Source organism: Paenibacillus sp. GCM10023250 (assembly GCF_042653205.1).
Classification (GTDB): domain Bacteria; phylum Bacillota; class Bacilli; order Paenibacillales; family Paenibacillaceae; genus Paenibacillus_Z.
Genome location: NZ_JBHSHY010000008.1, coordinates 21,970 through 46,242 on the forward strand (window position 1 = coordinate 21,970; position 24,273 = coordinate 46,242).

The window sequence follows — 24,273 nt, forward strand, 5'->3', positions numbered from 1 at the left end:
CCTCAATCGGCTTGTTTCAGGACGGCCATCATCCGGTCGATGGACTGCTTGCGCCGTTCCTGATCCATCCCGTTCAATATGCGGATGATCTCGATCGTTTCAGGCGTCACGGACGTTTCCGGCTTGACGGGTTCGCCGCCGATAATGTAATCCAACGAGACGTTGAAGAGCGCCGCCAGCTTTTTCAGCGTTTCGTACACGGGCTGGCGGTTGTTGATTTCGTAATGGCTGTACGCGGACCGGGTGATGCCGATCTGCTTGGCGACTTCTTCTTGCGAAATGTTCATGCGCAGTCTCAGTTCTCTCAATCGATCTCCCATCGTCATGGTTTGAGTCTCCTTACGTCAATCTAGCCAGCTCGTACTCATACAGAAGGGCCTGGCGGCTTTTCACCTACTAATTTATGATACAAAATGTATCAATGTCAAGGAATTTGTAGAATCCGAGAGGCAGATTAACGTTTTCTAACCAACGGTGAGGCGAGGCCGCCGCGAATTGAGTGTTGAAATGAAAGCCCTCTCAGCGTACAATGAGTGAAGTTAGTGGTTGTACGTACAAGTTGGAGTCGAGGATTGAGCTGTCATTCGGGTTGTTTGGTCCGAACGATCACGCGCAACCAGCCGTCGATTCATGACGGCAGTCTATCCTGTTCGTACAAGTGGATTGCACTCATCGATTCCGTGAAGGAGGAGTTGTTCATGCTTACCGCAACGCCTTATCAATTCTGGTTCGTCACCGGCAGCCAGCATCTGTACGGCCCGGAAACGCTGCTCGAGGTCGCGGAGCATTCCCGCGCCATCGCCGAAGGATTGGACCGCGACGAAGCGGTGCCGCACGAGGTCGTATTCAAGCCCGTCGTGACGACGCCGGAGGACATCCGCGCGCTGTGCGCCGAGGCGAACGCGGACGCCCGGTGCGCGGGGATCGTCACGTGGATGCACACGTTCTCGCCCGCCAAAATGTGGATCGCCGGCCTGGCGGAGCTGCGCAAGCCGCTGCTGCACCTGCACACGCAGTTCAACCGCGACATTCCGTGGGATACCATCGACATGGACTTCATGAACCTGAACCAGTCCGCGCACGGCGACCGCGAATACGGCTTCATCGGCGCCCGGATGGGCATCGCCCGCAAGGTCGTCGCCGGTTATTGGGAAGACCCGGCCGTGCGCGGCCGCATCGCCGGCTGGATGCGCACGGCGGCGGCGTTCACGGAGAGCCGCTCGCTGAAGGTCGCGCGGTTCGGCGACAACATGCGCCAAGTAGCAGTGACGGAAGGCGACAAGGTCGAGGCGCAAATGAAATTCGGCTGGTCGGTGAACGGCTTCGGCATCGGCGATCTGGTGGCGTCCATGGCGAAGGTCACGGAAGCGCAGGTGGACGCGCTGATGGACGAGTACGCGTCGCGCTACGAGATCGCGCCGGAGGTACGGGGCGACGCGGCTGCTTGGGCGGCCATCCGTGAGCAGGGCCGGACGGAGCTCGGCCTGAAGGCTTTCCTGGAGGAGGGCGGCTATACGGCGTTCACGACGACGTTCGAGGATTTGCATGGCATGAAGCAGCTGCCCGGCCTCGCCGTGCAGCGGCTGATGGAAGCGGGGTACGGCTTCGGCGGGGAAGGCGACTGGAAGACGGCCGCGCTGACCCGGGTCATGAAGCTGATCGCGGGCAACGCAGGCACGTCGTTCATGGAAGATTACACGTACCATTTCGAGCCGGGCCGGGAGATGATCCTCGGCGCGCACATGCTGGAGATCTGCCCGACCATCGCGGCAGACCGTCCGCGCCTCGAGGTGCACCCGCTCGGCATCGGCGGCAAGGCCGATCCCGCGCGCATGATCTTCAACGGCCGCAGCGGAAAGGCGGTCAACGCCTGCCTCATCGATCTGGGCAGCCGGTTCCGCCTGATCGTGAACGCGGTCGACGCGGTCGACGTGCCCCTCGACATGCCGAAGCTGCCGGTCGCGCGCGTGCTGTGGAAGCCGCAGCCGTCGCTGAACGAATCGGCCGAGGCGTGGATCCGCGCGGGCGGCGCGCACCATACCGTCTTCTCGTACGAGGTGACCGTGGAGCAGCTGACCGACTGGGCGGAAATGGCGGGCATCGAGTGCGTCGTCATCGACGACAAGACCGACGGGTACGCGTTCCGCAACGAGCTGCGCCTGAACGACATGTACTGGCGGATGCAGCGGTAAGACCGGCGCCGGTCGGAACGGCCGCCGCGCGAATGGTCCGCGCGGATGCGCCGCGCCGCCGCGATCGAAGGGAGATTCCGGGAGCGCGTTCGCTCCGCAGGGGTCTCCTTTTTTTCGCCCTGTAATCGTGCGGAGCGACCGGTTCAAGGGGCGTCGGCCGGCGCGCCGCCGTATTTGTCGCGATAATGCGCGAGCGCGAGCAGCGGCCAGACGAGCGAATAGCTGTCATAGCGGACATAGAGGCAGCCGGGCAGCCCGCCGCCCGTCGGGTAATCGGTCTCGGGACCGGACCGCTTCAGCAGGTGGCGCAGCAAATACTCGCAAGCCCGTTCCATCGCGGGAAGCGGCTTTGCATGCACGGCGGTCAGCGCGTCGAGCGCCCAGGCGGTCTGCGACAGCGTGCCGTGATGGAGCGGCGTATAGCGCCTGACGCGGTCGCTGGCGCACGATTCGCCGAAGCCGCCGTCCGCATGCTGGATGCCGAGCAGCCATTCCGCCGCTTTGCGGACGCGCGGATGATCGTCCGGCACGCCGACGGCGGACAGCCCGGTCAGAGCCGCCCACGTGCCGTAAATATAGCAGACTCCCCAGCGGCCGTACCAGGAGCCGTTCTTCTCCTGGCGGCGGTACAGCCATTCCGCCCCGCGGCGGACATAGGCGTGCGCCGTCGTCAAGCCGGCGCAGCGTCCCAGGTATTCGAGCGTCCGCCCGGTCAGGTCCGCGGTGGAAGGATCGGTGGCGGCGTCTTCGGCGCCGTCGAGCGGCACCCAGCGGATGAGCGGATGGTCGACGTTGCGCTCGAACGCGGCCCAGCCTCCGTCGTCGTTCTGCATCGCGAGCAGCCACTGCAAGCCGCGGTCGACGGCCGCCCTGCCGCGATGGCCGGGAAGGCCGCGGACGGCCCGGAGCGCGGCGGTCGTGTCGTCGATGTCGGGATTGAGCGCGTTCACGTCGGAGAAGCCCCAGCCGCCGGCCACGGGCCGCTTCATGCCGCGCCTCCAATCGCCGAGCTTCCCGTGCTGGCGGGCCAGCAGGTAATCGCCGGCCTTCTCCACCGCGGGATGGCCGGGCGGCACGCCCGCGTCCTGCAGCGCATGGCTGATCAGCGCGGTATCCCATACCGCCGACGTCGTAATCTGCATCGACGTCCCGGAGGTGCAGGCGAAGTCCGGCGCCGTCAGCGATTCCAGGCCGCGCACGGCTTTCTCCACGACGGGATGCGAGGTGGAATAGCCGAGCGTCCGCAGGGCGTGCAGCATCAACAGCGTCGTGCTGGAATAGCTGTACAGCGTGCCGTCCGCCTCGATCCGCTCGAGGATGAACCGCTCGGCGCGGTCCGTCGCCAGCTCGCGGATCTTGGCGGTCGGGTTCCACGGTCCTTTGCGCCGGTCTTCGGACAGGCTGCGGACGGTCTCGCCGAAATGCGCGTGCCAGCCGCGCTGCAGCCGCTTCAGCTCGGCATCGCTTCGCGCATCCGGGGTCAGCGGCCGGATATGCGGCTGCTTGTCGATCGGCTTCCGGTCGGCGAGAATGAGCATCGGCGCCATATGGACGCGGGCATAGCCCGAGAATTGAAAGAAATGGAGCGGAGACGAGGGGGGCAGCAGCAGAATGCCGATCGGGACGGGAAACCAGCGCGGCCACGGATAGCGGCCGATGAGCGCGAGCTGGAATTTGGTCAGCAGGCTCTCGATCCGGCCCAGGCCGCCGATGTCGGCGAACGCCTTGCGCGCCTTGCGCATGAACGGTTCGTCCGGCGAGATGCCGGCGTATTGGAGCGCGTAGTAGCATTCCGCCGTCGCGGACGCGTTGCCGGTCTTCTCGTCGGGGTAGACGCGCCAGGCGCCGTCGTCCGACTGCTTGGCGAGCATCCGCTCCGCCAGCGCCTTCACGAGCTTCGGCCGGGCGATGCCCGCATTCTGCAGCTGGAGCACGGTCGCGGCGTCGAGCGACGTGCCTTGCTCGATGAACCCGAGCCGCCAGCTGCCGTCCGCCGCCTGGCCGCGCAGCAAGCGGGCGACGAGCGCGTCGATGCCGGCCTGCAGCCGTTGTTGCATGCGAATCCCCTCGTTTCGTCGCGAATCGCGTAATGGTGCCGGAACCGCCGGCATCGGTCCGTCTCCCCGGGCCGAAGGACGCGGGCGCGATGGCCCGGAACTCCGGTACGGCGGCGCGAACCGCCTTTCTCGTAGTGTATGACGGCATCCGCCCGGTTCATGATGGTTCGGCCGAAGTCGAGTTGCCGATCGCGCGCGAGGCGTCCGCATGGATCGCCGGGCCGCTTCCGCGCGGGGTTATCGGCGGATTAGGGAATGGACAGGACGTTCCTAACCCGATACAATTGCTAGTAATTCTCATTTAGGGCGAGGCTGCGGCGCTGCTTCCGCCCCGCTTCGCCGCGCCGGCGGCGCCCGGCCGTTCCAGCCGCCCGCCGTTCCGATGCCCGCCGTCCGCCGGTTGCCGCCGCGCCGCAACACGAAGGGGGAAAGGTTTTCATGCTGTCACGCTTCATCGCGTACTACAAGCCGTACAAGAAACTGTTTTATCTGGATTTTTTCAGCGCGATCCTGGCCGGGTTCCTTGAGCTCGGCTTTCCCGTCGCCGTCAATCAGTTCATCGACAAGCTGCTCCCGGGCAAGGACTGGAGCCTGATCGCCTGGGCTTGCGCGGGGCTGCTGCTCATCTATGCGCTGAACGCGTTTTTGAACTACGTCGTTACCTACTGGGGCCATATGCTTGGCATTAACATCGAGACGGACATGCGCCGCAAACTGTTCGACCACATCCAGAAGCTGAGCTTCCGGTTCTTCGACAACACGAAGACGGGTCATCTCATCGCCAGGCTGACCAACGACCTGATGGAAATCGGGGAGATGGCGCATCACGGACCGGAGGATCTGTTCATCGCGGTCATGACGCTGATCGGCGCGTTCGTCCTCATGCTGCTCATCAATTGGAAGCTGGCGCTGCTGACGTTCGTCGTCGTGCCGCTCATGATCTGGCTCGCCGTCTACTTCAGCGCGAAGATGACAAAGGCGTTCCGCCGGCTCTTCTCGGACATCGCCGACTTCAACGCCCGCGTCGAGGACAATGTCGGCGGCATGCGCGTCGTGCAGGCGTTCGGCAACGAGGAATTCGAGAAGAAGCAGTTCGACGAGAACAACCTGCGCTTCCGCGCGACGAAGCTGCTCTCCTACAAAATCATGGCCTTCAACACGTCCTTCAGCTACATGCTGAAGCGGCTCGTGACCTTGTTCGTCATGATCTGCGGCACGTGGTTCGTCGTCCGCGGCGAGCTGACCGCCGGCGAATTCGTCGGCTTCCTGCTGCTCGCGAACGTCTTCATCGGCCCGATCGAGAAGATCAACGCCGTCATCGAAAGCTATCCGAAAGGCTTCGCGGGCTTCAAGCGCTACACGGAGCTGATGGACACGGAGCCGGACATCGCAGACCGCCCGAACGCGGTCGCCGTGGACGACTTGCGCGGAGACATCGTCTTCCGCGACGTCAGCTTCGGATACGAGAACGACAAGCACGTCCTGCGGCATATCAGCCTGACGATCCGCGAAGGCGAGACGGTCGCGTTCGTTGGCCCGTCCGGGGCAGGCAAAACCACGCTCTGCAGCCTGCTGCCGCGATTCTACGAGGTGTCCGGCGGCAGCATCGCCATCGACGGCCGCGACATCCGCGACATGAAGCTCGCCTCCCTGCGCAAAGGCATCGGCATCGTGCAGCAGGACGTGTTCCTGTTCTCCGGCACGCTGCGCGAGAACATCCTGAACGGCAAGATGGACGCTTCGGAAACCGAGCTGCGGGCGGCGGTCAAGCGCGCCCAGCTGGAAGGGTTCGTCGCGTCGCTGCCGGACGGGTTGGACACGATCGTCGGCGAGCGCGGCGTGAAGCTCTCCGGCGGGCAGAAGCAACGCGTCGCCATCGCGCGGATGTTCCTCAAGAACCCGCCGATTCTCATCCTCGACGAGGCAACCTCCGCGCTTGACACGGAGACGGAGTCGGCCATCCAGCAATCGCTGGCGGAGCTGTCGCAGGGCCGCACGACGCTCGTCATCGCGCACCGGCTCGCCACGATCAAGAACGCCGACCGGATCGTCGTTGTGACCGAGAACGGCGTGACCGAGCAGGGCAAGCACGAGGAGCTGCTCGCCGCGGGCGGCCATTACAGCCGGCTGCACCTGGCGCAATTCCTATCGTAAGCGCAGGGCGTAGACCAGCAGGACCGTTCCTGACCGGACGGTCCTGTTTTCGTTTTGCAAGCCGCCGGGGCGCGCTGGTATAATGACTACGCAATCCGGTAAATTATGGCGTTCATACGAACCGCAAAAGGAGACCTGTCTATGAAAACATTCCAACAACGGCTCGAGCAGTATGCCTCCCTGGCCGTCGAAGTCGGCGTCAACGTGCAGCCCGGGCAGAAGCTGTATGTCATCGCGCAGACCGCCGCGGCGCCGTTCGTCCGCGAGGTCGTCAAGCGCGCATACAAGCTCGGCTCGCCTTACGTACACGTAGACTGGAACGACGAAGGCGTGACTCGCGCCCGGCTGGAGCATGCGCCCGAGGAGGGGCTCTCGATTCATCCGGCGTGGTACGTCGGAGGACGCGTCGCGATGGCCGAGGAGGGCGCCGCCTTCCTGTGGGTCGAATCGACTGATCCCGATCTGCTAAGCGGCATCGACGCCGCACGCTCCGGGGCTGTCTCGAAGGCGCAGCAGCAGATGCTGACGCCGTTCCGCAAATTCACGCTGAACAACGAGGTCTCGTGGTCGATCGTCGCCGTGCCGTCGAAGGCGTGGGCGGATAAGGTATTCCCGGACCGCGCGGAAGCGGAGCGGGAGGGCGCGCTGTGGGAAGCGATCTTCGCGGCCGTCCGCGTCGACGCGGAAGATCCGGTCGCCACGTGGCGGCAGCACGCCGCTGGCCTGCGCGCGAAGGCGGACCGGCTGAACGAGCGGCGCTACAAGGAACTCCGCTACCGGAACGCCGCGGGTACGGACGTTACGATCGGGCTTCCGGAAGGCCATATTTGGGTGAGCGCCGGCACGCAGAACAAGCAGGGGACGACGTTCATCCCGAACATGCCGACGGAGGAGGTCTTCACGTCGCCGCTGCGCACCGCGGTGAACGGCAAAGTCGCGAGCAGCAAGCCGCTCAGCTACAATGGGAACCTGATCGACCGGTTCGCGATTACGTTCGCGGAAGGCCGCATCGTCGGTTACGAGGCGGAGACGGGCTACGACGCGCTGCGCGAGGTGATCGAGACGGACGAAGGGTCGCATTACTTGGGCGAAATCGCGCTCGTGCCGTTCCGTTCCCCGATCTCCGACACGAACGTGACGTTCTACAATACGCTGTTCGACGAGAACGCGGCCTGCCACCTGGCGATCGGCTTCGCTTTCCCGTTCTGCCTGGAGGGCGGCTTGGCGATGAGCAAGGAGGAGCAGCTCGCCGGCGGGCTCAACCAGAGCTTGACGCACGTCGATTTCATGATCGGCACGGCGGACTTGGACATCGACGGCGTGCGGGCGGACGGAACGGTCGAGCCGGTCTTCCGCGGCGGCAACTGGGCGTTCTAAGCAGCGGCGGCGTACCCGCGTAGCTAAAAAAAGCATGCGGACGACAAGAATCGTCCGCATGCTTGTTCGCGCGTGGCCGTTAATCGCGGGCCAGCGGTTTCTCGTACAGGCAGAAGCCGCTCGGCGACGTGCCTCGATACGTATAGCCGAGACCTCGGTAGAAATCGTTCAGCCTCGGGTTGCTGGCGATGCAGTCGAGCCGCATCGTCGTCTTGCCCGGGAAGGAGATGCCGGTTTCCGCCCAGCGCACGATGTCCGCGCCGAGACCTTGGCCGGCATATTCGCGGTTGATGGCGAGCCGGTGCAGGTACACGTTCGGCTCGTGGCCGTCCGATCCCCAGAGGTCGAGGTCCCACTGCTTCGGCGTCTGCATGAGCAGCACGATGCCGGCCAGCGTGCCGCCGTCCTTGAACAGGAACAGCTCGCCCGCGGCGATATGGCTGACCACGTCGTGATGATCCTCGCCCTCCAGCAGCGCGCTCCACTGTGTCGAGCCCTTGCTCTGCAGCCACCGGGCCGCGCCGGCGAGCAGTTCCATGACTGCGGGTGCGTCGCCCGGCTTTGCCTGGGAAACCGCGATGCGCGGGTTGACGTGATCGTTATGAAGGATGAAGTTCAGCATGTTGCATTTCCCCGTTCGCGAGTAATGGTCGTACAGGCCTTATTGTACCACCGGGGCGCGTCGCGATTCAAACCCTCCGTTTCCTTGCGGCGCTCTGCGTCCTAGTGCTCGTATGGATAACGCTCTATCTGATGGAGCCAATACAGCCTATCTCGCCGTTCGCGGACACGAAAAAAAGCGCCCGGATTCGGGCGCTTCAACCATGCGGATTCCGATGCGCCGCAGGGAGTCCGCTTAGTCTTTCTGGATGTTTTTGCCGCCTCGTTTGGCGTTCTGTCCGCCTTCGTTTGCATACGTGCCGATGTTGCGGTTGATCTGCGCGTTTCCGCTCGCCCGCTGGTAGACCGTAATGTGCTTGTTGATCGTGACATAGTAGACCGAGATGTGCTTGGCTCCGCGCTTTACCCGTTTCATAAACATTGTCCCAACCTCCATGCGATGACTTTGTTACAGCATATGAGCACGGAAAGGACTTGCTTATGCCGGTGTCCCGTTCCCGGCAAGATGGGTGAGGCTGCCGGACGAACGGCGGGGAAGGGCATCCGGCTAACGCGCGGTTCAGAACAGCATGGATATCGCGACGTTTGCGCTGTCCTGCAGCGTTTGGCGCTCCGGCGCGGTCTTGGCCAGCACGTACAGGCCGCTGCGCACGGTCACGAGGAAGCGGGAGAGCTCCCGGAGGGAATGCTTGCTGCGGAGCTTGTTCTGCGCTTGCGCCTGCAGCAGGAACGTATAGAACCGCGACTCGATGTCGACGGAGTAAGCTTCGATGCGGCTTGAGATCGCCGGGTCGACGGCGCCGCGCTCCATGGCCGTGTTGGCGATGAAGCAGCCTCTGCGCGCGCTGTGGTTCATGGCGGAGTCGATGACGGATTCGAAATAGCTGATCAGCAGCTCCTTGGGCTCGCCCGGGCCTTCGAGCAGCTTGAACCGGGCGCTGGCGTTCTGCCTGAACCGGTCGAGGCAGGTCAGGAACAGCTGGTTCTTGTCGCCGAACGTATCGTAGAGGCTGCCCCGGTGGACGCCGGTATGCTCGACGAGGTCCTGAATCGACGTCCGTTCGTAGCCTTTGCTCCAAAAGAGCTCCATCGCCTTGTCGAGCGCGAGCTCTTGATCGAATTCTCTGGGACGCGGCATGAAGAAAACCTCCTTTTTGTCCAGTATAGCGATTGAAGAACGAACAGTCAACAATGCGGACAAGGCGGTTGACGAGCGAAAGCTGTAAATTTGGAGGGAATTCCTAGATTACGGTTGATCGCAATCGCGGTGACGATAGGAACGACAACCAGTACGACCGGAAGATATAGGACTGAACGTTCTTAAAAGAGGCAGTTCCGATTGACTTGGCATGGCCGATGGGCTATGATGGCTTTGGATTTACTAAATCAGTAACGCACTAAATGTTAATACACGCAATCCTTCAACGAATAGGAGCCCGACTATGAAAATTCCGACGACCTTAAAGCATAAACCCGTCATCGTCTCCGAAAACTACGAGCATATCGACGGCCGATACGCCAATCATTCCGACGCGAAAGGGCTGTCGCTCGGCCTCGCCCAGTGGAACGACCGCGGCAAGCTCGACATTTCGGCCAAGGTATGGCGCTATACCGGCGAGAAATGGTCCCGCCAATCCGAGGAGCTTCCGCTGCACCGCGTGCTGGACCTCGCGATACTCGTGAGCCGCAGCCTGCTGCATTTCCGCGAGGCGTACCGGTACAAGGAGCTGTACGACACGGCCAATCCCGTCATCGACCGGGTCGGCCTGCAGGGGGACGCCATGACGATCGCCGTCGCGACGGAGAACGAGAAAATTCTCGAAGACCTCAAGCTCTTCAGCCAGGCGCTCAGCGACGACGACGAGCTGATCGGCGAACGGCTGCGCGCGCTATCCCAAATGCTGAAGGAGCTTGGTTATTAAGCGTGATTCACGCACGATATATCGGGCGGCACTGCGCATGCATCACGAATTGCGGCGCTGCGAGCCCGCGGCGCGATGAGCGGCAACCCGGATTTTGGCCTGTCGGCCGGGATCCGGGTTGTTTGTGTGCGGCGGCGAAGCTAGGGCTAACCTTGCAACTCCCGGCCGGTTGCCCTGAATATTTCTCCTATGCAAACGGGCGAATAGCGGATAGAATGGGGACAAAAACGCTTACAAAAAGGGTGCGCGCATGAAAAAGCTGCTGTTTGTCACGGTGTTCGCGGGCAGTCTGGCCGCGCTGGCGGCGACGTTGTATATGATGCTGACGATCGACCGCGGCAGCCTAGGTGCCTCTGTCGGCTCACCGCCCGCCTCGGCGTCGGAGCGGATCGTCGTCATTTCGCAAGAGCAGGGCAGCTACGTCATGAACGAGATGCAGAAGGGGGCGCGCGAAGCAGCCGCCATCCACGGCATGCGGATCGACTTCTCCGGCGCGTACCGTTCGAACGTCGGGGAACTCCTCAAGCAGATCGATATTGCAATCGCTTCCAAAGTGGACGGCATCATCGTCGAGGGCGTCGACCGGCCGGACTTCGCGCGCATGGTGAACAAGGCGACCGAGAAGGGGATCCCCGTCATCACGATTAACTCCGACGCGCCGGGCAGTCTGCGCAAGACGTATATCGGCTCCGACCATTACCAGGAAGGCATCCTCATGGGGCGGCATCTCGCGGAGACGCTGGGCGGCGAGGGCATCGTCGGCGTCGTCACGAACGCGGACAGCTCGGATACCGACCAGCTGCGGCTGCGGGGATTGCGCGAGGCGCTGCGGACGTACCCGGACGTGCGGCTCGTCTTCGCCGCCGCGGACGCGGCCAAGCAGCAGGCCGGGGTGCAGACCGACGACATGCTGAACCGCCATCCCGGCGTCGCGGCGTTCATCGGGCTGCCGGCCGATTCCGGCAAGCGCATTGTCGCAGCGGCCGATTCGCGCTCCAAGCGCAGTTCGCGCCGGGTGTTCATGTTCGACGGCTCGCCGCAGACCGAGGAGCTGATCCGCTCCGGAGCCGTGCAGGCGGGGCTGTCGCAGCATTACGAGGACATGGGGAAGATGAGTGTCGATCTGCTGAAGCGCTGGCTGGACGGCGACCGGCTGCCGCTGTCGCCGAGCTATTTTACGCCGATCAGCGTGGTGACGGCCGCAGAGGCGAAGGAGGGGGCGCCGTGAAGACGATCCGCAACAAAATGATGATGCTGTCGCTGATCATCTGGATCATCATGGCGTTCATCTGGATCTCCATGAGCATCTTCAACCAGCATACGGTCGAGAAGTACAACGGCATCCTGCAGCGCTACCTGCTGATGAACCAGGCGTCCGAGTTGAGCCGTCAGGCACTGACCTCGCTGAACGAATACCGGATCTCGCCGACGGAGGACCGGCTGCGCCGCTACGTCGCGGACAACAATCGGCTGCTGCGGACGAAGCTGGACATGCGCGCGCTGCGCAACGCGAATAACGCCATGCTGCTCGATAATTTCCAGAACATGGTGGACAGTCAGTCGGAAGCGATGGAGCTGGCCGTCCGCTTCCAGCGGGAGCATGACGAAGAAGCCGTCGCGGCGCAGTTCGACGAAGCCTCGAACATCTCCGCCTACATCGCCGAGACGACGCTGGCGCTGATCAGCGGCGAACAGCGCACGTACGACGCGTTTTACCGGCAGATCATCCGGCGCAGCGACGTGATCAAGACGCTGGGCTTCTGGGCGCTGGCATTTGTCTCCGTACTGCTGCTGCTGTTCTCGTACCGGTTCGTAAGCAGCGTGACGCGGCCGATCCTGAAGCTGACGCAGTCGGCTAGGGAGCTGTCGCGGGGCAATTTCCAGAACCCGATCGTCGTGCATCAGAACGACGACATGGCGTTCCTCGCCAAGACGCTCGACAGCATGCGGCTTAACATCGGCAGCCTGTTCGACGAGATCCAGAGCAAGGCCCAGCTGGAATACGATCTGCACAAGCACAAGCTCATGCTGAAGGAAAGCGAGCTAAAGAGCCTGCAGAGCCAAATCAACCCGCATTTTTTGTTCAACACGCTCAATATGCTGTCCAAGGAGGCGTATTTGGCGGGCGCTGGCAAGACGAGCGAGCTGATCAGCTCCGTCGCCGGGATGCTGCGCTACAACCTCCGCCGGATGGACAGCCGGGTGACGCTCCGGGAGGAGATCAACGTGCTGGAGGAATATTTGGCGATCCAGCAGGCGCGCTTCGGCGACCGGGTCCGCGTCGTCCGCGACATTGACGAGGCGGCGCTGGACGTCGAGGTGCCGATCCTGATCCTGCAGCCGCTCGTCGAAAACGCGTTCATCTACGCGATCGAGCCGTCCGAGGACGGCGGAACGCTGACACTGCGCGTGCGGGGCGAGGCGGAGCGGGTCGTCGTCGAGGTGCGGGACGACGGGCCGGGCATGGCGCCGGAGAAGCTCGCCGGCCTGCTGGGCGACCCCGATCCGGCCGAGCGCCGGGGGCACGCCACCGGCATCGGGCTGCGCAACGTGCTCGACCGGCTGCAGCTGTTCTTCGGCGCGGAGAATCTGCTCGCGATCGATTCCGCCGCCGGGTCGGGCACCTGCATTACGCTGACATTGCCAAGGGGGGCGAGCGCATGATTACGCTGTTGATCGTGGACGACGAACCGATCGAACGGACCGCCTTGCGGCGCATGATCGAGCAGGGCTTCGGCGACATCGCGATCGTCGGCCAGGCGTCGAACGGGCGCGAGGCGATCGAGCTCGCGGAGCAGCTGAAGCCGGACCTGATCACGATGGACATCAAGATGCCCGGCATCGGCGGGCTGCAGGCGATCGAACGGATCCGGGAGGCCGGCGGCGACGCTGCGTTCATCGTCGTGAGCGCGTACGACACGTTCGAATTCGCACAGCAGGCTCTGCGTATGGGCGTGCGGGACTATCTGCTGAAGCCGAGCAAGACGGCGGTCGTGCTGGAGACGGTCGGCAAAGTCGCCGATGAGGTCAAGGCGTCGCGCCGCGAGCGGGAGAGCCGCGCACGCGACAAGGAACGGCTGTGCCGGATGCTGCCCGTCGTCGAGGCCGATATCGTCTCGCAGCTGCTGTTCGACTACGCGCCGTCGGTACATCTGAACGAGCTGATCGCGCTGCTCGGGGCGCCGGAGTTCGGCGAAGGCTTCGTCCTGAACGTGCTGCTGCTCGAGGGCAGCGCGGGCGAAGACCGCCCGGGCGGTCAGGAGGAGCTGCAGGCGCGGCTCTCGGAGCTGCTGGAGACGTCCGGCGTGCCGGGCTGGATCGGCAGACTGTCGGGCAGGCAGCTGCCGATCGTCGCGTTCCAGGAGCCGGGCGCCTCGTACCGCCAAACCGCGGTCGGGCTCGGACGGCGGCTGGTCCAGGCGCTGCGGCGCGGGGGCGGGCCGGAGCCGTTCATCGGCATCGGCGGGCCGAGCGCGGGATTGAACGACCTGCGCCGCTCGTACCACGAAGCGCTGCTAGCCGCCGTGGATCCGTCGCTGCCCGCGCGCTTTTGCCTCTACGAGGACTTGGCGCGGCATGACGCGCCGTCCGCCGGCGACCGGATGCCGGAGCTGGAGAAGGCGATTCTCGAGGACGTGCGCCGCGGCGGCTGGGAAGCCGCGGCGGCCGGCGCCATGCGGCTCGTCGATCTGCACGAGAGCGCCGGTCTGCCGCTCGGCATCGCCCAGCAGCGGATATTCGAGGTGCTCGTCATCGTCGCCCGGATGCTGGAGGAAATGGGCTACGAGGCCGGCAAGCCGTATTATTCCCGCCCGGCGGCGAGCTTCGTGCAGCTGAAGGCGGAAACCGGCGTGCTGCTCGGCCGGTTGGCAGAGAAGACGGCGCTGGCCGCGGGCGAGCCCGATCCGGGCCTCGTGAACTCGATGAAGAAGTTCATCAAGGACCACGCGAGCGAGGACCTGTCGCTCGAGCGGGTCGCGGCCGCGGTGGACCGGAACCCGTTTTATGTCAGCAAGCTGTTCAAGTCGCATTTCGGCATGAATTACATCGACTATCTGACGGAATGCCGGATGGAGGCGGCCAAGCAGCTGATGCGGGACACGGACAAGAGCCTGAAGGAGATCACGTTCGACGTCGGCTATCACGATCCGAATTATTTCAGCCGCGTGTTCAAGAAGATCGTCGGCCATTCCCCGTCGGATTACCGGAAGACGCTGCTCCGGCCGGCGGGCCGAAGCTGATGACGCACGTACGCCAGAGAGGAGTGTCGGCATGAAGGGGCGTATTGGAAGACGCGCTATAGGGAGCCGACTTGGCACGATTGGCGCGGTCGCGGCCATGCTGCTGTTGTCCGCCTGTTCGCCGGGCGGCGCGAACGCGGGGTTGGCCGAGAACGCGGGCGGACCGAGCGGGGCGGCGGAGGCGCAGCCGGCGCGGAAGCTGGTCGTCGGCCTGTCGCTCGACACGCTGCTCGAGGAGCGGTGGAAGAAGGACCGCGACCTGTTCAAGGCCGCGGCCGAGAAGCTCGGCGCCGAGGTCGACGTCCAGGCGGCGAACGGCGACGACGCCAAGCAGATCGCGCAGGCGGAGAACATGATCTCGCGGCGTGTCGACGTGCTCGTCGTCGTGCCGCACGACGCGGAGGTCTCGGCCGCCATCGTGGCGAAGGCGCACCGGGCCGGCATCAAGGTCATCTCGTACGACCGCCTCATCCTGAACGCGGACGTCGACCTGTACGTCTCGTTCGACAACGAGAAGGTCGGCGCGCTGGCGGCGCAGGCGATCGTGGCGCAGGCGCCCCGCGGCAACTTCGTCCTGATCGAAGGCGCCGATACCGACAACAACGCGCATATGATCAAGCGGGGGCAGCTGAGCGTGCTGCAGTCGCTCGTCGACCGCGGCGACATTCAGATCGTCTACGACCGGTTCACGAAGGAATGGAAGCCGGCGGAGGCGCTCGCGAACATGCGCGCGGCGCTTCAGGCGAACGGCGGCGCGGTCGATGCCGTCCTCGCGGCCAACGACGGCACGGCGGGCGGCGTCGCGGCGGCCTTGGCGGAGCGGGGGCTGGCGGGGAAGATCCCCGTCTCCGGCATGGACGCGGAGCTGGCGGCCGCGCAGCGGATCGTGGAGGGCACGCAGACGATGACGGTGTACAAACCGATCCGCAAGCTCGCCGAGACCGCGGCCGAACTCGCCGTCCGGATGGCCAAGGGCGAGCGGGTGAGCACGGACCGGACCGTCTTCAACAAGAAAATCGACGTCCCCGCCATTCTGCTCGAGCCGATTGCGGTGAACCGGTCCAACATCGACGCGACGATTATCGCGGACGGCTTTCACAGCCGCGAGGATGTGTATCGCCATGTGAAGGAGACCGCGGCGACCGGCAAATGATGCCTGCTGGATCGAGCCTCCCCTGAATTCGGTCTTGAAGCCATTGCATTCGCATAACCGAACGGCGCTTCCGCTTACCGCGGAGGCGCTGTTTTTTTTGCGGACAAGCCTGCGTCAAAATAGTGCAGACGATCCAAAAAAAGTGCTAGCGGACAGCGCTTTCCCATCCTGACGCCGATGCTATAGTTGCTCATGCAAGCGCTTCAGAACTTACCGAATTGAGAGGGGTATCGGAAATGGGAAATGGATGGAAACGGATATCGCTGCTGCTGGTCGTCATGATCTTGGCGGTCGCGGTCGCGGCATGCGGCAAGAACGGAAACGGCAAAGTGAGCGTCGGCATCGTGCTGCCGACGAAGGACGAGTCGCGATGGGTCCAAGACGAGCAGCGGTTCAAGGACGCGCTTGACGGTACGGACTATACGACGGAAATTTTATTCAGCCAAGGTTCTTCCGCGAAAGAGAAAGAAAACGTCGAAACGCTGATCAACAAGGGCATTCAAGTGCTGATTATTTGCCCGCAGGATGGCGATGCGGCTGCGGCCGCCGTCGAATCGGCGAAGAAAGCCGGCGTTACGGTCATCTCCTACGACCGCCTGATAACCAATACGGACGCGGTCGATTACTACGTCACCTTCGACAGCGTGGCAGTCGGCAAAGCGCAAGCTCAATATTTGGTCGACAACGCGAAAGGAAGCGGCGAACCGCTCTACTTGTACGCCGGTTCCGCTTCCGATAACAACGCGTTCCTGTTCTTCCAAGGCTCCTGGTCCGTCCTGCAGCCGAAAATCGCCGACGGTACGTTCAAGATCGCCAATTCCAGCGAAGCGGTCGCGTTACAGGACAAAGCCGAACTGTCTCGCGCCGAGATGAGTAAAATCATCGGCCAAGTGACCACGAACTGGGATGCCAACGAAGCGAAAAACAAAGCTCAGACGCATTTGACCGCAGCCGGCGCCGATATGAAAGGCGACGTTGCGATTCTGGCGCCAAACGACGATACCGCGCGTTCGGCCGCGGACGTCTTCGCATCGGATAAAGCGGTGACCAGCTTCACGGTGACGGGTCAGGACGCCGTCAAAGCTTCGGTTCAATACATCGTCGACGGCAAGCAGTCCATGACGGTGTTCAAGGACGTCCGCAATCTCGTGAAGGACGCGATGGGCATGGCGGTCTCGATTCTCGACGGCGGCACGCCGGAAACGACGGGCTCGTACAACAACGGCAAGATCGACGTCAAAGCGAAGCAGACCGAGGTCATCGTCGTCGACAAGTCGAACGTAAAAGAAAAGCTGATCGATTCCGGCTACTACGAAGCCGGCGATTTCACCGGCCTGTAACCGGCCGCGCGGCGCGAGGCTCGGGGAGGCGGGCGCGGAGCGATCCGCTGCTGCCTCCCGGTATGCAGGACTGGTCCCGTAAGGAGCGATGAAGCATGGGCGGCACGATATTGGAAATGAAAGGCATCTCCAAGACGTTCACGGGCGTCAAGGCGCTCTCGAACGTGAATTTCAAGGTCGAGCAAGGCGAGATCCACTGCCTGATCGGCGAGAACGGCGCGGGCAAGTCCACGCTGATGAAGGTGCTGAGCGGGGTCTATCCGCACGGCGCGTACCAGGGCGACATCGTCTTCGAAGGAAGCGTGCAGCGCTTCGGCAAGATCAGCGACAGCGTCAAGGCGGGCATCGCCATCATCTATCAGGAACTGGCGCTGTTTCCGGACCTGACGGTGTACGAGAACATTTTCGCCGGCAACGAAATCAAGCAGGGCGCCTTCGTCGACTGGAACCGGACGATCGCGCAGGCGAAGGACATGCTGCGGAAGGTCAAGCTGAACGTGAATCCCGAGACGCCGGTCAAGGAGCTCGGGGTCGGCAAGCAGCAGCTCGTCGAAATCGCCAAAGCGTTAAGCAAGGACGTGAAGCTGCTCATCCTCGACGAGCCGACGGCGGCGCTGAACGAGGACGACAGCGAGAATCTGCTGGCACTGCTGCGCGAGCTGAAGGCGCAGGGCATGACGTGCATCATGATCTCGCACAAGCTGAAGGAGGTCATCGCGATCGCGGACAAGGCGACCGTGCTGCGCGACGGCCGGACGATCTGCACGCTCGACGCCGCCAAGGGCGAAATCAGCGAAAGCGTCATCATCAAAAACATGGTCGGCCGCGAGATCGACGACATCTATCCGAAGCGGCCGCACGCCAGCTTCGGCGGCAACGTGCTCGAGGTCCGCGACTGGACCGCGTACGATCCGAGGCTCGGCAGGGCCGTCGTCAAGAACGTCGACCTGCATGTGAAACGAGGCGAAATCGTCGGCATTGCCGGCTTGATGGGCTCTGGACGGACAGAACTGGCGCTAAGCCTGTTCGGTAATCCGAAGGGGTATAAATTGCAGGGCGAGCTGCTGCTGGAAGGAAACCCGCGTGCCTTCAAGCACCCGCGCGACGCCATCAAGGCGGGCATCGCCTACGTGACCGAGGACCGCAAGGGCGACGGGCTGTTCCTCATCCAGGACATCAAGAGCAACATCGCGGCGGCGAATCTGGGGGCGGTCGCGGAGCGCGGCGTCATCAACGCCAACGAGGAAGTGAAGATCGCGAACGGCTACAAGCAGTCGATGAACATCAAGGCGCCGTCCGTGGAACAGCTCGTCGGCAACCTGAGCGGCGGCAACCAGCAGAAGGTGTCGCTCGGCAAATGGCTGTTCGTCGGGCCGAAGCTGCTCATCCTCGACGAACCGACGCGCGGCATCGACGTCGGCGCCAAATTCGAAATTTACACGATCATGAACAAGCTGATCGGCGAAGGCATGAGCATCATCATGATTTCCTCCGAGCTGGGCGAGGTGCTCGGCATGAGCGACCGGATCTACGTCATGGCGGAGGGCCGCATGAAGGGCGAGCTGACCGCCGAGGAAGCCGATCAGGAGAAAATCATGCATTTCGCGACGCAATAGGGGGAAGGCAGTATGAATTTCATGAAGGAAGCAAGGTCGCTCGTCAAGGTCAACATCCGCGAGTACGGGATGTACATCGCCTTATTCGTCATCATGCTGACATTCTCGATCTTGACGGACGGCCTGTTCATGTCGTCGCGCAACATCAGCAATCTGCTGGACGCGACAGGTTATATCGCCGTGCTGGCCGTCGGGATGACGCTCGTCATCGTAATCCGGCACATCGACCTGTCGGTCGGGTTCGCGGCCGGGTTCATGGGGGCCATCGCCGCGATATTCTTGACGCAGCTGGGCGTGCCGGTCTACCTTACGATCCCGATCATTCTCGTCATGGGCGTCGTCATCGGCATGTTCAACGGCTTTCTCGTCGCGCAGATCGGCATTCCGTCGTTCGTCGCCTCGCTCGCGGGCATGCTCATCTTCCGAGGGGCGCTGCTGCGCGTGACGGAGGACACCGGCACGATCATCGTCAAGGACGCGGGCTTTAACGCGATCGGCAACGGATTCATCCCGGCGATCGCCAAGGTCGGCGGGCTGAACCTGCTCTCCCTGATCCTCGGCGCCGTCGTCATCGTCCTGTTTCTGTACGGCGAGGCCGCGAAGCGGCGCAGCAAGCTGAAGTACAATTTCGAGGTCATCTCGAACCGGATGTTCGCGCTGAAGCTCGTATTCGTCTCCGCGATCATCGCGTACATCACGTACATCATCGCCGGCTACAACGGCTTCTCCTGGACGGTCATCATCATGGTGCTGATCGTGGCCGTTTATCACTTCCTGACGACGCAGACCGTGCTGGGGCGGCATATTTACGCCGTCGGCAGCAATCCGGAGGCCGCGCACCTGAGCGGCATCAGCGTCAAGAAGATCACCTACGTCGTGTTCGGCTCGATGGGCATGCTGTCCGCGCTGTCCGGCATTCTGTTCACGGCGCGGCTGCAGTCCGCGACGACGACGGCGGGCACGCTGTTCGAGCTTGACGCCATCGCGGCGGCCTACGTCGGCGGCGTATCCGCGGCGGGCGGCGTCGGCAAGGTGACGGGCTCCATCATCGGCGCGATCGTCATGGCGTCGCTGTCGAGCGGCATGAACCTGCTCGGCGTCGGCATCTCGTACCAGTACATGATCCGCGGCGCCGTGCTGGCGATCGCCGTCGTCTTCGACGTCATGACCCGCAAGAAGAGGGCGTAGACTCGTAAGACGCACCTTTCGGGAACCCGGCGGCCGCCGGCTAGACGGCTGCCGGATTTTTTGCGTTATTCGGGCGATGAAGGACAAATTATGCTCCCGGGCTCGGTCCCGAGGCCGGACACTGAACGCGCGATCGGCGATGTCTAGTTTGATTGTCCGCAGGCGCCCGGCGCCGGGGCGCGAGGCAGGACGAATTGCGGTTCGGAATTGGTAAGCTTGGGAATCGCCGGGTATAATGGTACATAGGAAACACTATCGCATCGCGCAGGCATACCGTATCAGCAAGCAAACCTATTCCGAAGGAGTCGTGGATGGCATGAAGGATACGATCGGGAAAGCGATCACGCTGGGCCTCGGCCTGGCGCTCGCCGGCAAGGAGCAGGTCGAGAAAACGTTCGACGAGCTCGTGAAGAAAGGCGAAATCGGCAAGGCGGAGTCCAAGGCGCTCGTCGATGAGCTGCTCGTGAAGGGCGAGGAGCTGCGCCGGCAGGTGGAGACGATGGCGCGCGAACGCGTGCAGGCGATCCTGGGCGAGCGGGAAGGCAAATACGCCACCAAAGCGGACATCGCGCGCATCGAGATGCGTCTGGACGCGCTGGAGCGGGAGCGGCGGAACCCTACCGAGCCGTGAGGGGAGGCCTCCGATGAGCGCGGGTAAACGGCTGCGGCAGCTGCAGCGCTACCGGACGATCGCTTCGGCATTTGCACGCGGCGGACTGGGCTACTTCTCCCACGAGGTGGGCCTGACCGACAAAATCATGTTTTTCCGGAGCGACGAGCGGAAGGAACTGCTGAACAAGAGCGTCGGGGAACGCATCCGCCTGCTGCTGGAGGAGCTCGGTCCGACGTTCGTGAAGCTCGGGCAGATCGCGAGCACGCGGCCCGACCTCATCCCGGCCGACATCGTGGCGGAGCTGGAGCGGCTGCAGGACAACGTACCGCCCGTCCCGTTCGCGGACATCGCGAACATCATCGAAGAGGAGCTCGGCGCGCCGGTCGGCCGGCTGTTCCGCTCCTTCTCCGAAGAGCCGCTGGCCGCGGCTTCGATCGGGCAGGTGTACGAGGCGCGCCTGTTGGACGGCACGCGGGTCGCCATCAAGGTGCAGCGTCCGGGCATTCAGAAGATCATCGATACGGACCTCGACATCCTGGCGGACTTGGCCCGGCTGGCCGAGGGCGCGCTTGAATGGGCCCGCAATTACCGTTTGGGCGAGATCGTCGACGAGCTGGCCCACACGCTGCGCCGGGAGCTGGATTACAACCTCGAGGCGCGCAATGCCGAACGCTTCCTGGCCCAAGACCAGCCGAACATCGTAGTGCCCGAGGTCTATTGGGACTACAGCTCGAAGCGCGTGCTGACGATGGCGTTCGTCGAAGGCATCAAGCTCTCCGACCGCGGCCAGCTGGAGCGGGCGGGACTCGACGCCGGCCAGCTGGCGAGCCGGTTCGCGACGACGATCCTGCACCAGGTGCTCGTCGCCGGCCTCTACCACGGCGATCCGCATCCCGGCAACGTGCTCGCCTTGCCCGACGGCCGTCTCGCGCTGCTCGATTTCGGCATGGTCGGCCGGCTCAATCCGGGGATGAAGAAAGAATTCGTCTCCTTCGTCATCGCCATGCGGAACCAAAGCTCGAAGGGCGTCATCCGGGCGATTTCCAACATGGGCGTCATCCCGGAGGACGCGGACCTCGACGCGCTCGGCGCCGACGTGGACGAGCTGCGGGAGAAGTACTACAAGGTGCCGCTCAACCGGATCGGCTTCGGCGAAATCGTGGGCGACCTGTTCGCGCTGTCGTTCCGGCACCGGATTCGCATCCCGTCGGAGATGACGCTGCTCGGCAAATCGCTGCTGACGATGGAGGGCGTCGTCACGGCGCTCGACCCTTCCTTCAGCGTGTTCGACGTGGCGGAGCCGTTCGGCAAGCGGCTGTTCCTGGAGCGGCTCGATCCCCGCAATATCGTCAAGGGCTGGCTGGAGGATATCCCGGACCTCTTCGATCTGCTCGGCGAAGTGCCGCTCAGCCTGAAGCAGCTGTCGCGCATCATCCGGCAGGGCAAGCTGCGCGTCGAGTTCGTCTCGCCGCAGGCGGATCTGCTCGCGAAGAAGCTCGACCGGATCAGCAACCGGCTGTCCTTCAGCATCGTGCTGCTGTCGCTCAGCATCCTGATGGTCGGGCTCATCATCGGCTCTGCCCTGACTCATACGCAAGCGCTGATCTGGCGGATTCCGATCATCGACATCGGGTTCATCGCCGCGCTGTTCATGTTTCTGTGGCTGATCTTCGCGATTTTCCGTTCGGGCCGCTTCTGAAGCGAGCAGCTTACAGGCGAGCGGTTTACAGGTCCTTATCCGCATATGTGACTAGCCCCGAATTCGCTTCGGGGCTTTTTCCGATCATCCGAAGCACGAGGAGGGAACGCCGCTGGATACGAACGCCATCATCGCGGCGCTGACGCGGGCTCCAGGCCGCAAGGCGCTGTTTCATTTTACGCGGGCGGACAATCTGCCGGCGATCGCGCATGCCGATGCGCTTCGGTCCAGTCTGACGATCACGGGGGACGATTCCGGGATACGACGGCCGTCGGCCGTTACCTCGCACGAGGACGGCCGGGCGGTGACCGTTAACGCGCATCTGCGCATATCTCCGGCCATGATGGCGCCGGGCTGGAGCGTCGAACGGTTCCGGGCCTGCCTGGACCGGCACGTGTTCTTCTGGCCGACGCGGCGGGACTGCCTCGCGATGCTGGAGACATACGCGCGGCGGGAGCCGGGCGGGCGGTTCGCCGTGCTGGAGCTGGATGCCGCTTCGCTGCTCGCGGCCAATCAGGACGCGGCGAAGCTGTCCAAGTACGATTCCGGCAGCTCGCCCCGCTTCCCGAAGCGCTGCGGCTATTTGAAGAGCCCGGCGATGCTGCTGCCGCTGGCGGCGTTCGGCACGCCGTCGGACGCGCCGGTGCCCGCGAAGCCGTCCGAGGTGAAGGAGGTGCTGGTGGAAGGCGCCGTACGCGAAGTGAGCCGCCACCTCAGGCGACTCTACGTCAAGGACGCGGCCGACGCGCCGGACCGCTGGGCCGGCCTCGCCGCTTCGCTGGACGACTTCGCCGCGGACGCGCCGGTCCGCCGGTCATGAGCCCCGGCCGAAACTATGACGGTGCCGTCATGTCAGCTAGATTGCCATTTCGCCCTGCTATCCCCATATGAAAACGCCGCCGGCGAAGAACCTCCGCCTAGAGCTTTGAATAGGATATAACCTATTCGAAGCTCTTTTTCGCGTTTACGGAGAGCTTGCGAATATAACCGGTTCCGGGCGAACCGTTCACATACACCCCCGAAACGCGGACATCCGCAGTTCATCAGATGAAGGAGAGAAAGATATGAGCAGAACGATGAAGCCCGTCCTGCTGCTGCTGGCCGCCCTGCTGCTCGTCATGGCCGCGGCCTGCGGCCAAGACTCGGGCAAGGGCAAGGACGAATTGACAACGGTGAAATTTTCCGAAGTCATCCGGTCCATCTTTTACGCGCCGCATTACGTGGCGATGTCGCAGGGCTTTTTCGAGCAGCAGGGGCTGAACGTCGACATGAACACCGCGCAGGGCTCCGACAAAGGCGCGGCGGCGCTGATCGCCGGCACGGCGGACATTTCCCTCGTCGGACCGGAAACGACGATTTACATTTTCAACCAGAAGGGCGAGAAGATGCTCAAGGCGTTCCATCAGCTGACCGCCAAGGACGGCTCGTTCCTGCTGTCCCGGGAGAAGCTCGACGATTTCGCCTGGAGCGACTTGGCCGGCAAAACGGTCATCGGCTGGCGTCCCGGCAGCTCGCCGCAGATGGTGCTGAACTCCGTGCTCCTGAAGGAGCAGATCGAAGGCGTCAACGTCGTCACGAACATCGCCTCGACCGCGATGGCAGGGGCCTTCACGAGCGGCCAAGGCGATTTCATTCAAGTGTTCGAGCCGGTCGCCTCGACGCTCGTGAACGAAGGCAAGGCGTATCTGGTCGCATCGCTCGCCGATGGGTTCGGCGATTATCCCGAGACGTCGTACGTGGCGACGTCGGATTACATCCAGGGGCATCCGGAGGTCATCCAGAAGTTCACGGCGGCGGTGACCGAAGGCGCGAAATGGCTGAACACCGCGTCGGACGACGACATCGTAAAGGCGCTGAAGCCGTTCTTCGACGGCACGCCGGACGATCTCATCCTGCAGTCGGTCAACCGTTACAAGGAGGCTGGCGTGTGGCCGACCGAGCCGGTGCTGACACAGGCGCAGTTCGATATCCTGCAGAACGTCCTCGTGGAGAACGGCGTGCTGAAGGCGGAAGACAAAGTAACGAACATGGAAGACGTCGTCGACATGAGCTTCGTGCAGAAGCTCGGAGAGACGGATTGAGCCATGGCAGCGGAGGGGA

General features: G+C 63.4%; 20 protein-coding genes. 15 read left to right on the top strand and 5 right to left on the bottom strand.

Annotated elements, in window-relative coordinates; genetic code table 11:
• Positions 1 to 2 precede the first annotated feature (2 nt).
• Positions 3 to 326, bottom strand: coding sequence for a helix-turn-helix domain-containing protein (locus ACFPB1_RS09165; RefSeq protein ID WP_379224291.1), 324 nt, complete (start codon positions 324 to 326; stop codon positions 3 to 5).
• Between the two features lie 372 nt (positions 327 to 698).
• Between ACFPB1_RS09165 and araA the strand changes: the two genes are divergently transcribed.
• The gene (gene araA, locus ACFPB1_RS09170) at positions 699 to 2,192 is read left to right on the top strand and encodes an L-arabinose isomerase (RefSeq protein ID WP_379224293.1); all 1,494 of its coding nucleotides are present in this window, start codon (positions 699 to 701) and stop codon (positions 2,190 to 2,192) included.
• A 143-nt stretch (positions 2,193 to 2,335) separates the two neighbouring features.
• Here araA and ACFPB1_RS09175 read toward each other — a convergent pair whose 3' ends face one another.
• On the bottom strand, positions 2,336 to 4,249 hold the full coding sequence (locus ACFPB1_RS09175) for a prenyltransferase/squalene oxidase repeat-containing protein (protein ID WP_379224295.1): 1,914 nt from the start codon (positions 4,247 to 4,249) through the stop codon (positions 2,336 to 2,338).
• A gap of 438 nt (positions 4,250 to 4,687) precedes the next feature.
• Here ACFPB1_RS09175 and ACFPB1_RS09180 point away from each other — a divergent pair, with 438 nt between their 5' ends.
• The gene (locus tag ACFPB1_RS09180) at positions 4,688 to 6,403 is read left to right on the top strand and encodes an ABC transporter ATP-binding protein (RefSeq protein WP_379224298.1); all 1,716 of its coding nucleotides are present in this window, start codon (positions 4,688 to 4,690) and stop codon (positions 6,401 to 6,403) included.
• A gap of 141 nt (positions 6,404 to 6,544) precedes the next feature.
• Positions 6,545 to 7,780 carry an aminopeptidase gene (locus ACFPB1_RS09185; protein WP_379224300.1) on the top strand — a complete coding sequence of 412 codons (1,236 nt, stop codon included), beginning with the start codon at positions 6,545 to 6,547 and terminating at the stop codon, positions 7,778 to 7,780.
• A gap of 79 nt (positions 7,781 to 7,859) precedes the next feature.
• On the opposite strand, the gene ACFPB1_RS09190 is transcribed toward ACFPB1_RS09185, so the two are convergent.
• The 3 genes from ACFPB1_RS09190 to ACFPB1_RS09200 form a co-directional block, all read right to left on the bottom strand.
• The gene (locus ACFPB1_RS09190) at positions 7,860 to 8,402 is read right to left on the bottom strand and encodes a GNAT family N-acetyltransferase (protein WP_379224302.1); all 543 of its coding nucleotides are present in this window, start codon (positions 8,400 to 8,402) and stop codon (positions 7,860 to 7,862) included.
• A gap of 234 nt (positions 8,403 to 8,636) precedes the next feature.
• Complete coding sequence (locus ACFPB1_RS09195; protein WP_379224304.1) at positions 8,637 to 8,822, bottom strand: hypothetical protein; 186 nt, start codon at positions 8,820 to 8,822, stop codon at positions 8,637 to 8,639.
• A gap of 138 nt (positions 8,823 to 8,960) precedes the next feature.
• Positions 8,961 to 9,539, bottom strand: coding sequence for a TetR/AcrR family transcriptional regulator (locus ACFPB1_RS09200; protein WP_379224306.1), 579 nt, complete (start codon positions 9,537 to 9,539; stop codon positions 8,961 to 8,963).
• Positions 9,540 to 9,843: 304 nt separating this feature from the next.
• Between ACFPB1_RS09200 and ACFPB1_RS09205 the strand changes: the two genes are divergently transcribed.
• The 12 genes from ACFPB1_RS09205 (at position 9,844) to ACFPB1_RS09260 (ending at position 24,254) form a co-directional block, all read left to right on the top strand.
• Positions 9,844 to 10,323, top strand: coding sequence for a DUF6530 family protein (locus tag ACFPB1_RS09205; RefSeq protein WP_379224308.1), 480 nt, complete (start codon positions 9,844 to 9,846; stop codon positions 10,321 to 10,323).
• Positions 10,324 to 10,573: 250 nt separating this feature from the next.
• Entirely contained in the window at positions 10,574 to 11,551 is a 978-nt protein-coding gene (locus ACFPB1_RS09210; protein WP_379224310.1) for a sugar ABC transporter substrate-binding protein, read from the top strand.
• Positions 11,548 to 12,987 carry a sensor histidine kinase gene (locus tag ACFPB1_RS09215; protein WP_379224312.1) on the top strand — a complete coding sequence of 480 codons (1,440 nt, stop codon included), beginning with the start codon at positions 11,548 to 11,550 and terminating at the stop codon, positions 12,985 to 12,987. Before ACFPB1_RS09210 ends, ACFPB1_RS09215 begins: the two co-directional genes overlap by 4 nt.
• Entirely contained in the window at positions 12,984 to 14,564 is a 1,581-nt protein-coding gene (locus ACFPB1_RS09220; protein ID WP_379224314.1) for a response regulator, read from the top strand. Before ACFPB1_RS09215 ends, ACFPB1_RS09220 begins: the two co-directional genes overlap by 4 nt.
• Before the next feature lie 31 nt (positions 14,565 to 14,595).
• Positions 14,596 to 15,717, top strand: a complete 1,122-nt coding sequence (gene xylF, locus ACFPB1_RS09225) for a D-xylose ABC transporter substrate-binding protein (protein WP_379224316.1) — start codon at positions 14,596 to 14,598, stop codon at positions 15,715 to 15,717.
• Between the two features lie 236 nt (positions 15,718 to 15,953).
• On the top strand, positions 15,954 to 17,057 hold the full coding sequence (locus tag ACFPB1_RS09230; protein ID WP_379224318.1) for a sugar ABC transporter substrate-binding protein: 1,104 nt from the start codon (positions 15,954 to 15,956) through the stop codon (positions 17,055 to 17,057).
• A 95-nt stretch (positions 17,058 to 17,152) separates the two neighbouring features.
• The gene (locus tag ACFPB1_RS09235; protein ID WP_379224321.1) at positions 17,153 to 18,673 is read left to right on the top strand and encodes an ATP-binding cassette domain-containing protein; all 1,521 of its coding nucleotides are present in this window, start codon (positions 17,153 to 17,155) and stop codon (positions 18,671 to 18,673) included.
• 12 nt (positions 18,674 to 18,685) lie between these two features.
• Positions 18,686 to 19,861 (top strand): sugar ABC transporter permease, encoded by a 1,176-nt coding sequence (locus ACFPB1_RS09240; RefSeq protein ID WP_379224323.1) that lies wholly within the window; start codon positions 18,686 to 18,688, stop codon positions 19,859 to 19,861.
• Between the two features lie 316 nt (positions 19,862 to 20,177).
• Positions 20,178 to 20,492, top strand: coding sequence for a phasin family protein (locus ACFPB1_RS09245; protein ID WP_379224326.1), 315 nt, complete (start codon positions 20,178 to 20,180; stop codon positions 20,490 to 20,492).
• Positions 20,493 to 20,505: 13 nt separating this feature from the next.
• Positions 20,506 to 22,173 carry an ABC1 kinase family protein gene (locus tag ACFPB1_RS09250; RefSeq protein ID WP_379224328.1) on the top strand — a complete coding sequence of 556 codons (1,668 nt, stop codon included), beginning with the start codon at positions 20,506 to 20,508 and terminating at the stop codon, positions 22,171 to 22,173.
• 166 nt (positions 22,174 to 22,339) lie between these two features.
• Complete coding sequence (locus ACFPB1_RS09255; protein ID WP_379224541.1) at positions 22,340 to 22,993, top strand: DUF7002 family protein; 654 nt, start codon at positions 22,340 to 22,342, stop codon at positions 22,991 to 22,993.
• Between the two features lie 244 nt (positions 22,994 to 23,237).
• On the top strand, positions 23,238 to 24,254 hold the full coding sequence (locus ACFPB1_RS09260; RefSeq protein WP_379224330.1) for an ABC transporter substrate-binding protein: 1,017 nt from the start codon (positions 23,238 to 23,240) through the stop codon (positions 24,252 to 24,254).
• Positions 24,255 to 24,273 lie beyond the last annotated feature (19 nt).

Coding starts and splice junctions, on each gene's coding strand:
- ACFPB1_RS09165 (WP_379224291.1), bottom strand. CDS start 326: ATGACGATGGGAGATCGATTGAGAGAACTGAGACTGCGCATGAACATT.
- araA (WP_379224293.1), top strand. CDS start 699: ATGCTTACCGCAACGCCTTATCAATTCTGGTTCGTCACCGGCAGCCAG.
- ACFPB1_RS09175 (WP_379224295.1), bottom strand. CDS start 4,249: ATGCAACAACGGCTGCAGGCCGGCATCGACGCGCTCGTCGCCCGCTTG.
- ACFPB1_RS09180 (WP_379224298.1), top strand. CDS start 4,688: ATGCTGTCACGCTTCATCGCGTACTACAAGCCGTACAAGAAACTGTTT.
- ACFPB1_RS09185 (WP_379224300.1), top strand. CDS start 6,545: ATGAAAACATTCCAACAACGGCTCGAGCAGTATGCCTCCCTGGCCGTC.
- ACFPB1_RS09190 (WP_379224302.1), bottom strand. CDS start 8,402: ATGCTGAACTTCATCCTTCATAACGATCACGTCAACCCGCGCATCGCG.
- ACFPB1_RS09195 (WP_379224304.1), bottom strand. CDS start 8,822: ATGTTTATGAAACGGGTAAAGCGCGGAGCCAAGCACATCTCGGTCTAC.
- ACFPB1_RS09200 (WP_379224306.1), bottom strand. CDS start 9,539: ATGCCGCGTCCCAGAGAATTCGATCAAGAGCTCGCGCTCGACAAGGCG.
- ACFPB1_RS09205 (WP_379224308.1), top strand. CDS start 9,844: ATGAAAATTCCGACGACCTTAAAGCATAAACCCGTCATCGTCTCCGAA.
- ACFPB1_RS09210 (WP_379224310.1), top strand. CDS start 10,574: ATGAAAAAGCTGCTGTTTGTCACGGTGTTCGCGGGCAGTCTGGCCGCG.
- ACFPB1_RS09220 (WP_379224314.1), top strand. CDS start 12,984: ATGATTACGCTGTTGATCGTGGACGACGAACCGATCGAACGGACCGCC.
- xylF (WP_379224316.1), top strand. CDS start 14,596: ATGAAGGGGCGTATTGGAAGACGCGCTATAGGGAGCCGACTTGGCACG.
- ACFPB1_RS09230 (WP_379224318.1), top strand. CDS start 15,954: ATGGGAAATGGATGGAAACGGATATCGCTGCTGCTGGTCGTCATGATC.
- ACFPB1_RS09235 (WP_379224321.1), top strand. CDS start 17,153: ATGGGCGGCACGATATTGGAAATGAAAGGCATCTCCAAGACGTTCACG.
- ACFPB1_RS09240 (WP_379224323.1), top strand. CDS start 18,686: ATGAATTTCATGAAGGAAGCAAGGTCGCTCGTCAAGGTCAACATCCGC.
- ACFPB1_RS09245 (WP_379224326.1), top strand. CDS start 20,178: ATGAAGGATACGATCGGGAAAGCGATCACGCTGGGCCTCGGCCTGGCG.
- ACFPB1_RS09250 (WP_379224328.1), top strand. CDS start 20,506: ATGAGCGCGGGTAAACGGCTGCGGCAGCTGCAGCGCTACCGGACGATC.
- ACFPB1_RS09260 (WP_379224330.1), top strand. CDS start 23,238: ATGAGCAGAACGATGAAGCCCGTCCTGCTGCTGCTGGCCGCCCTGCTG.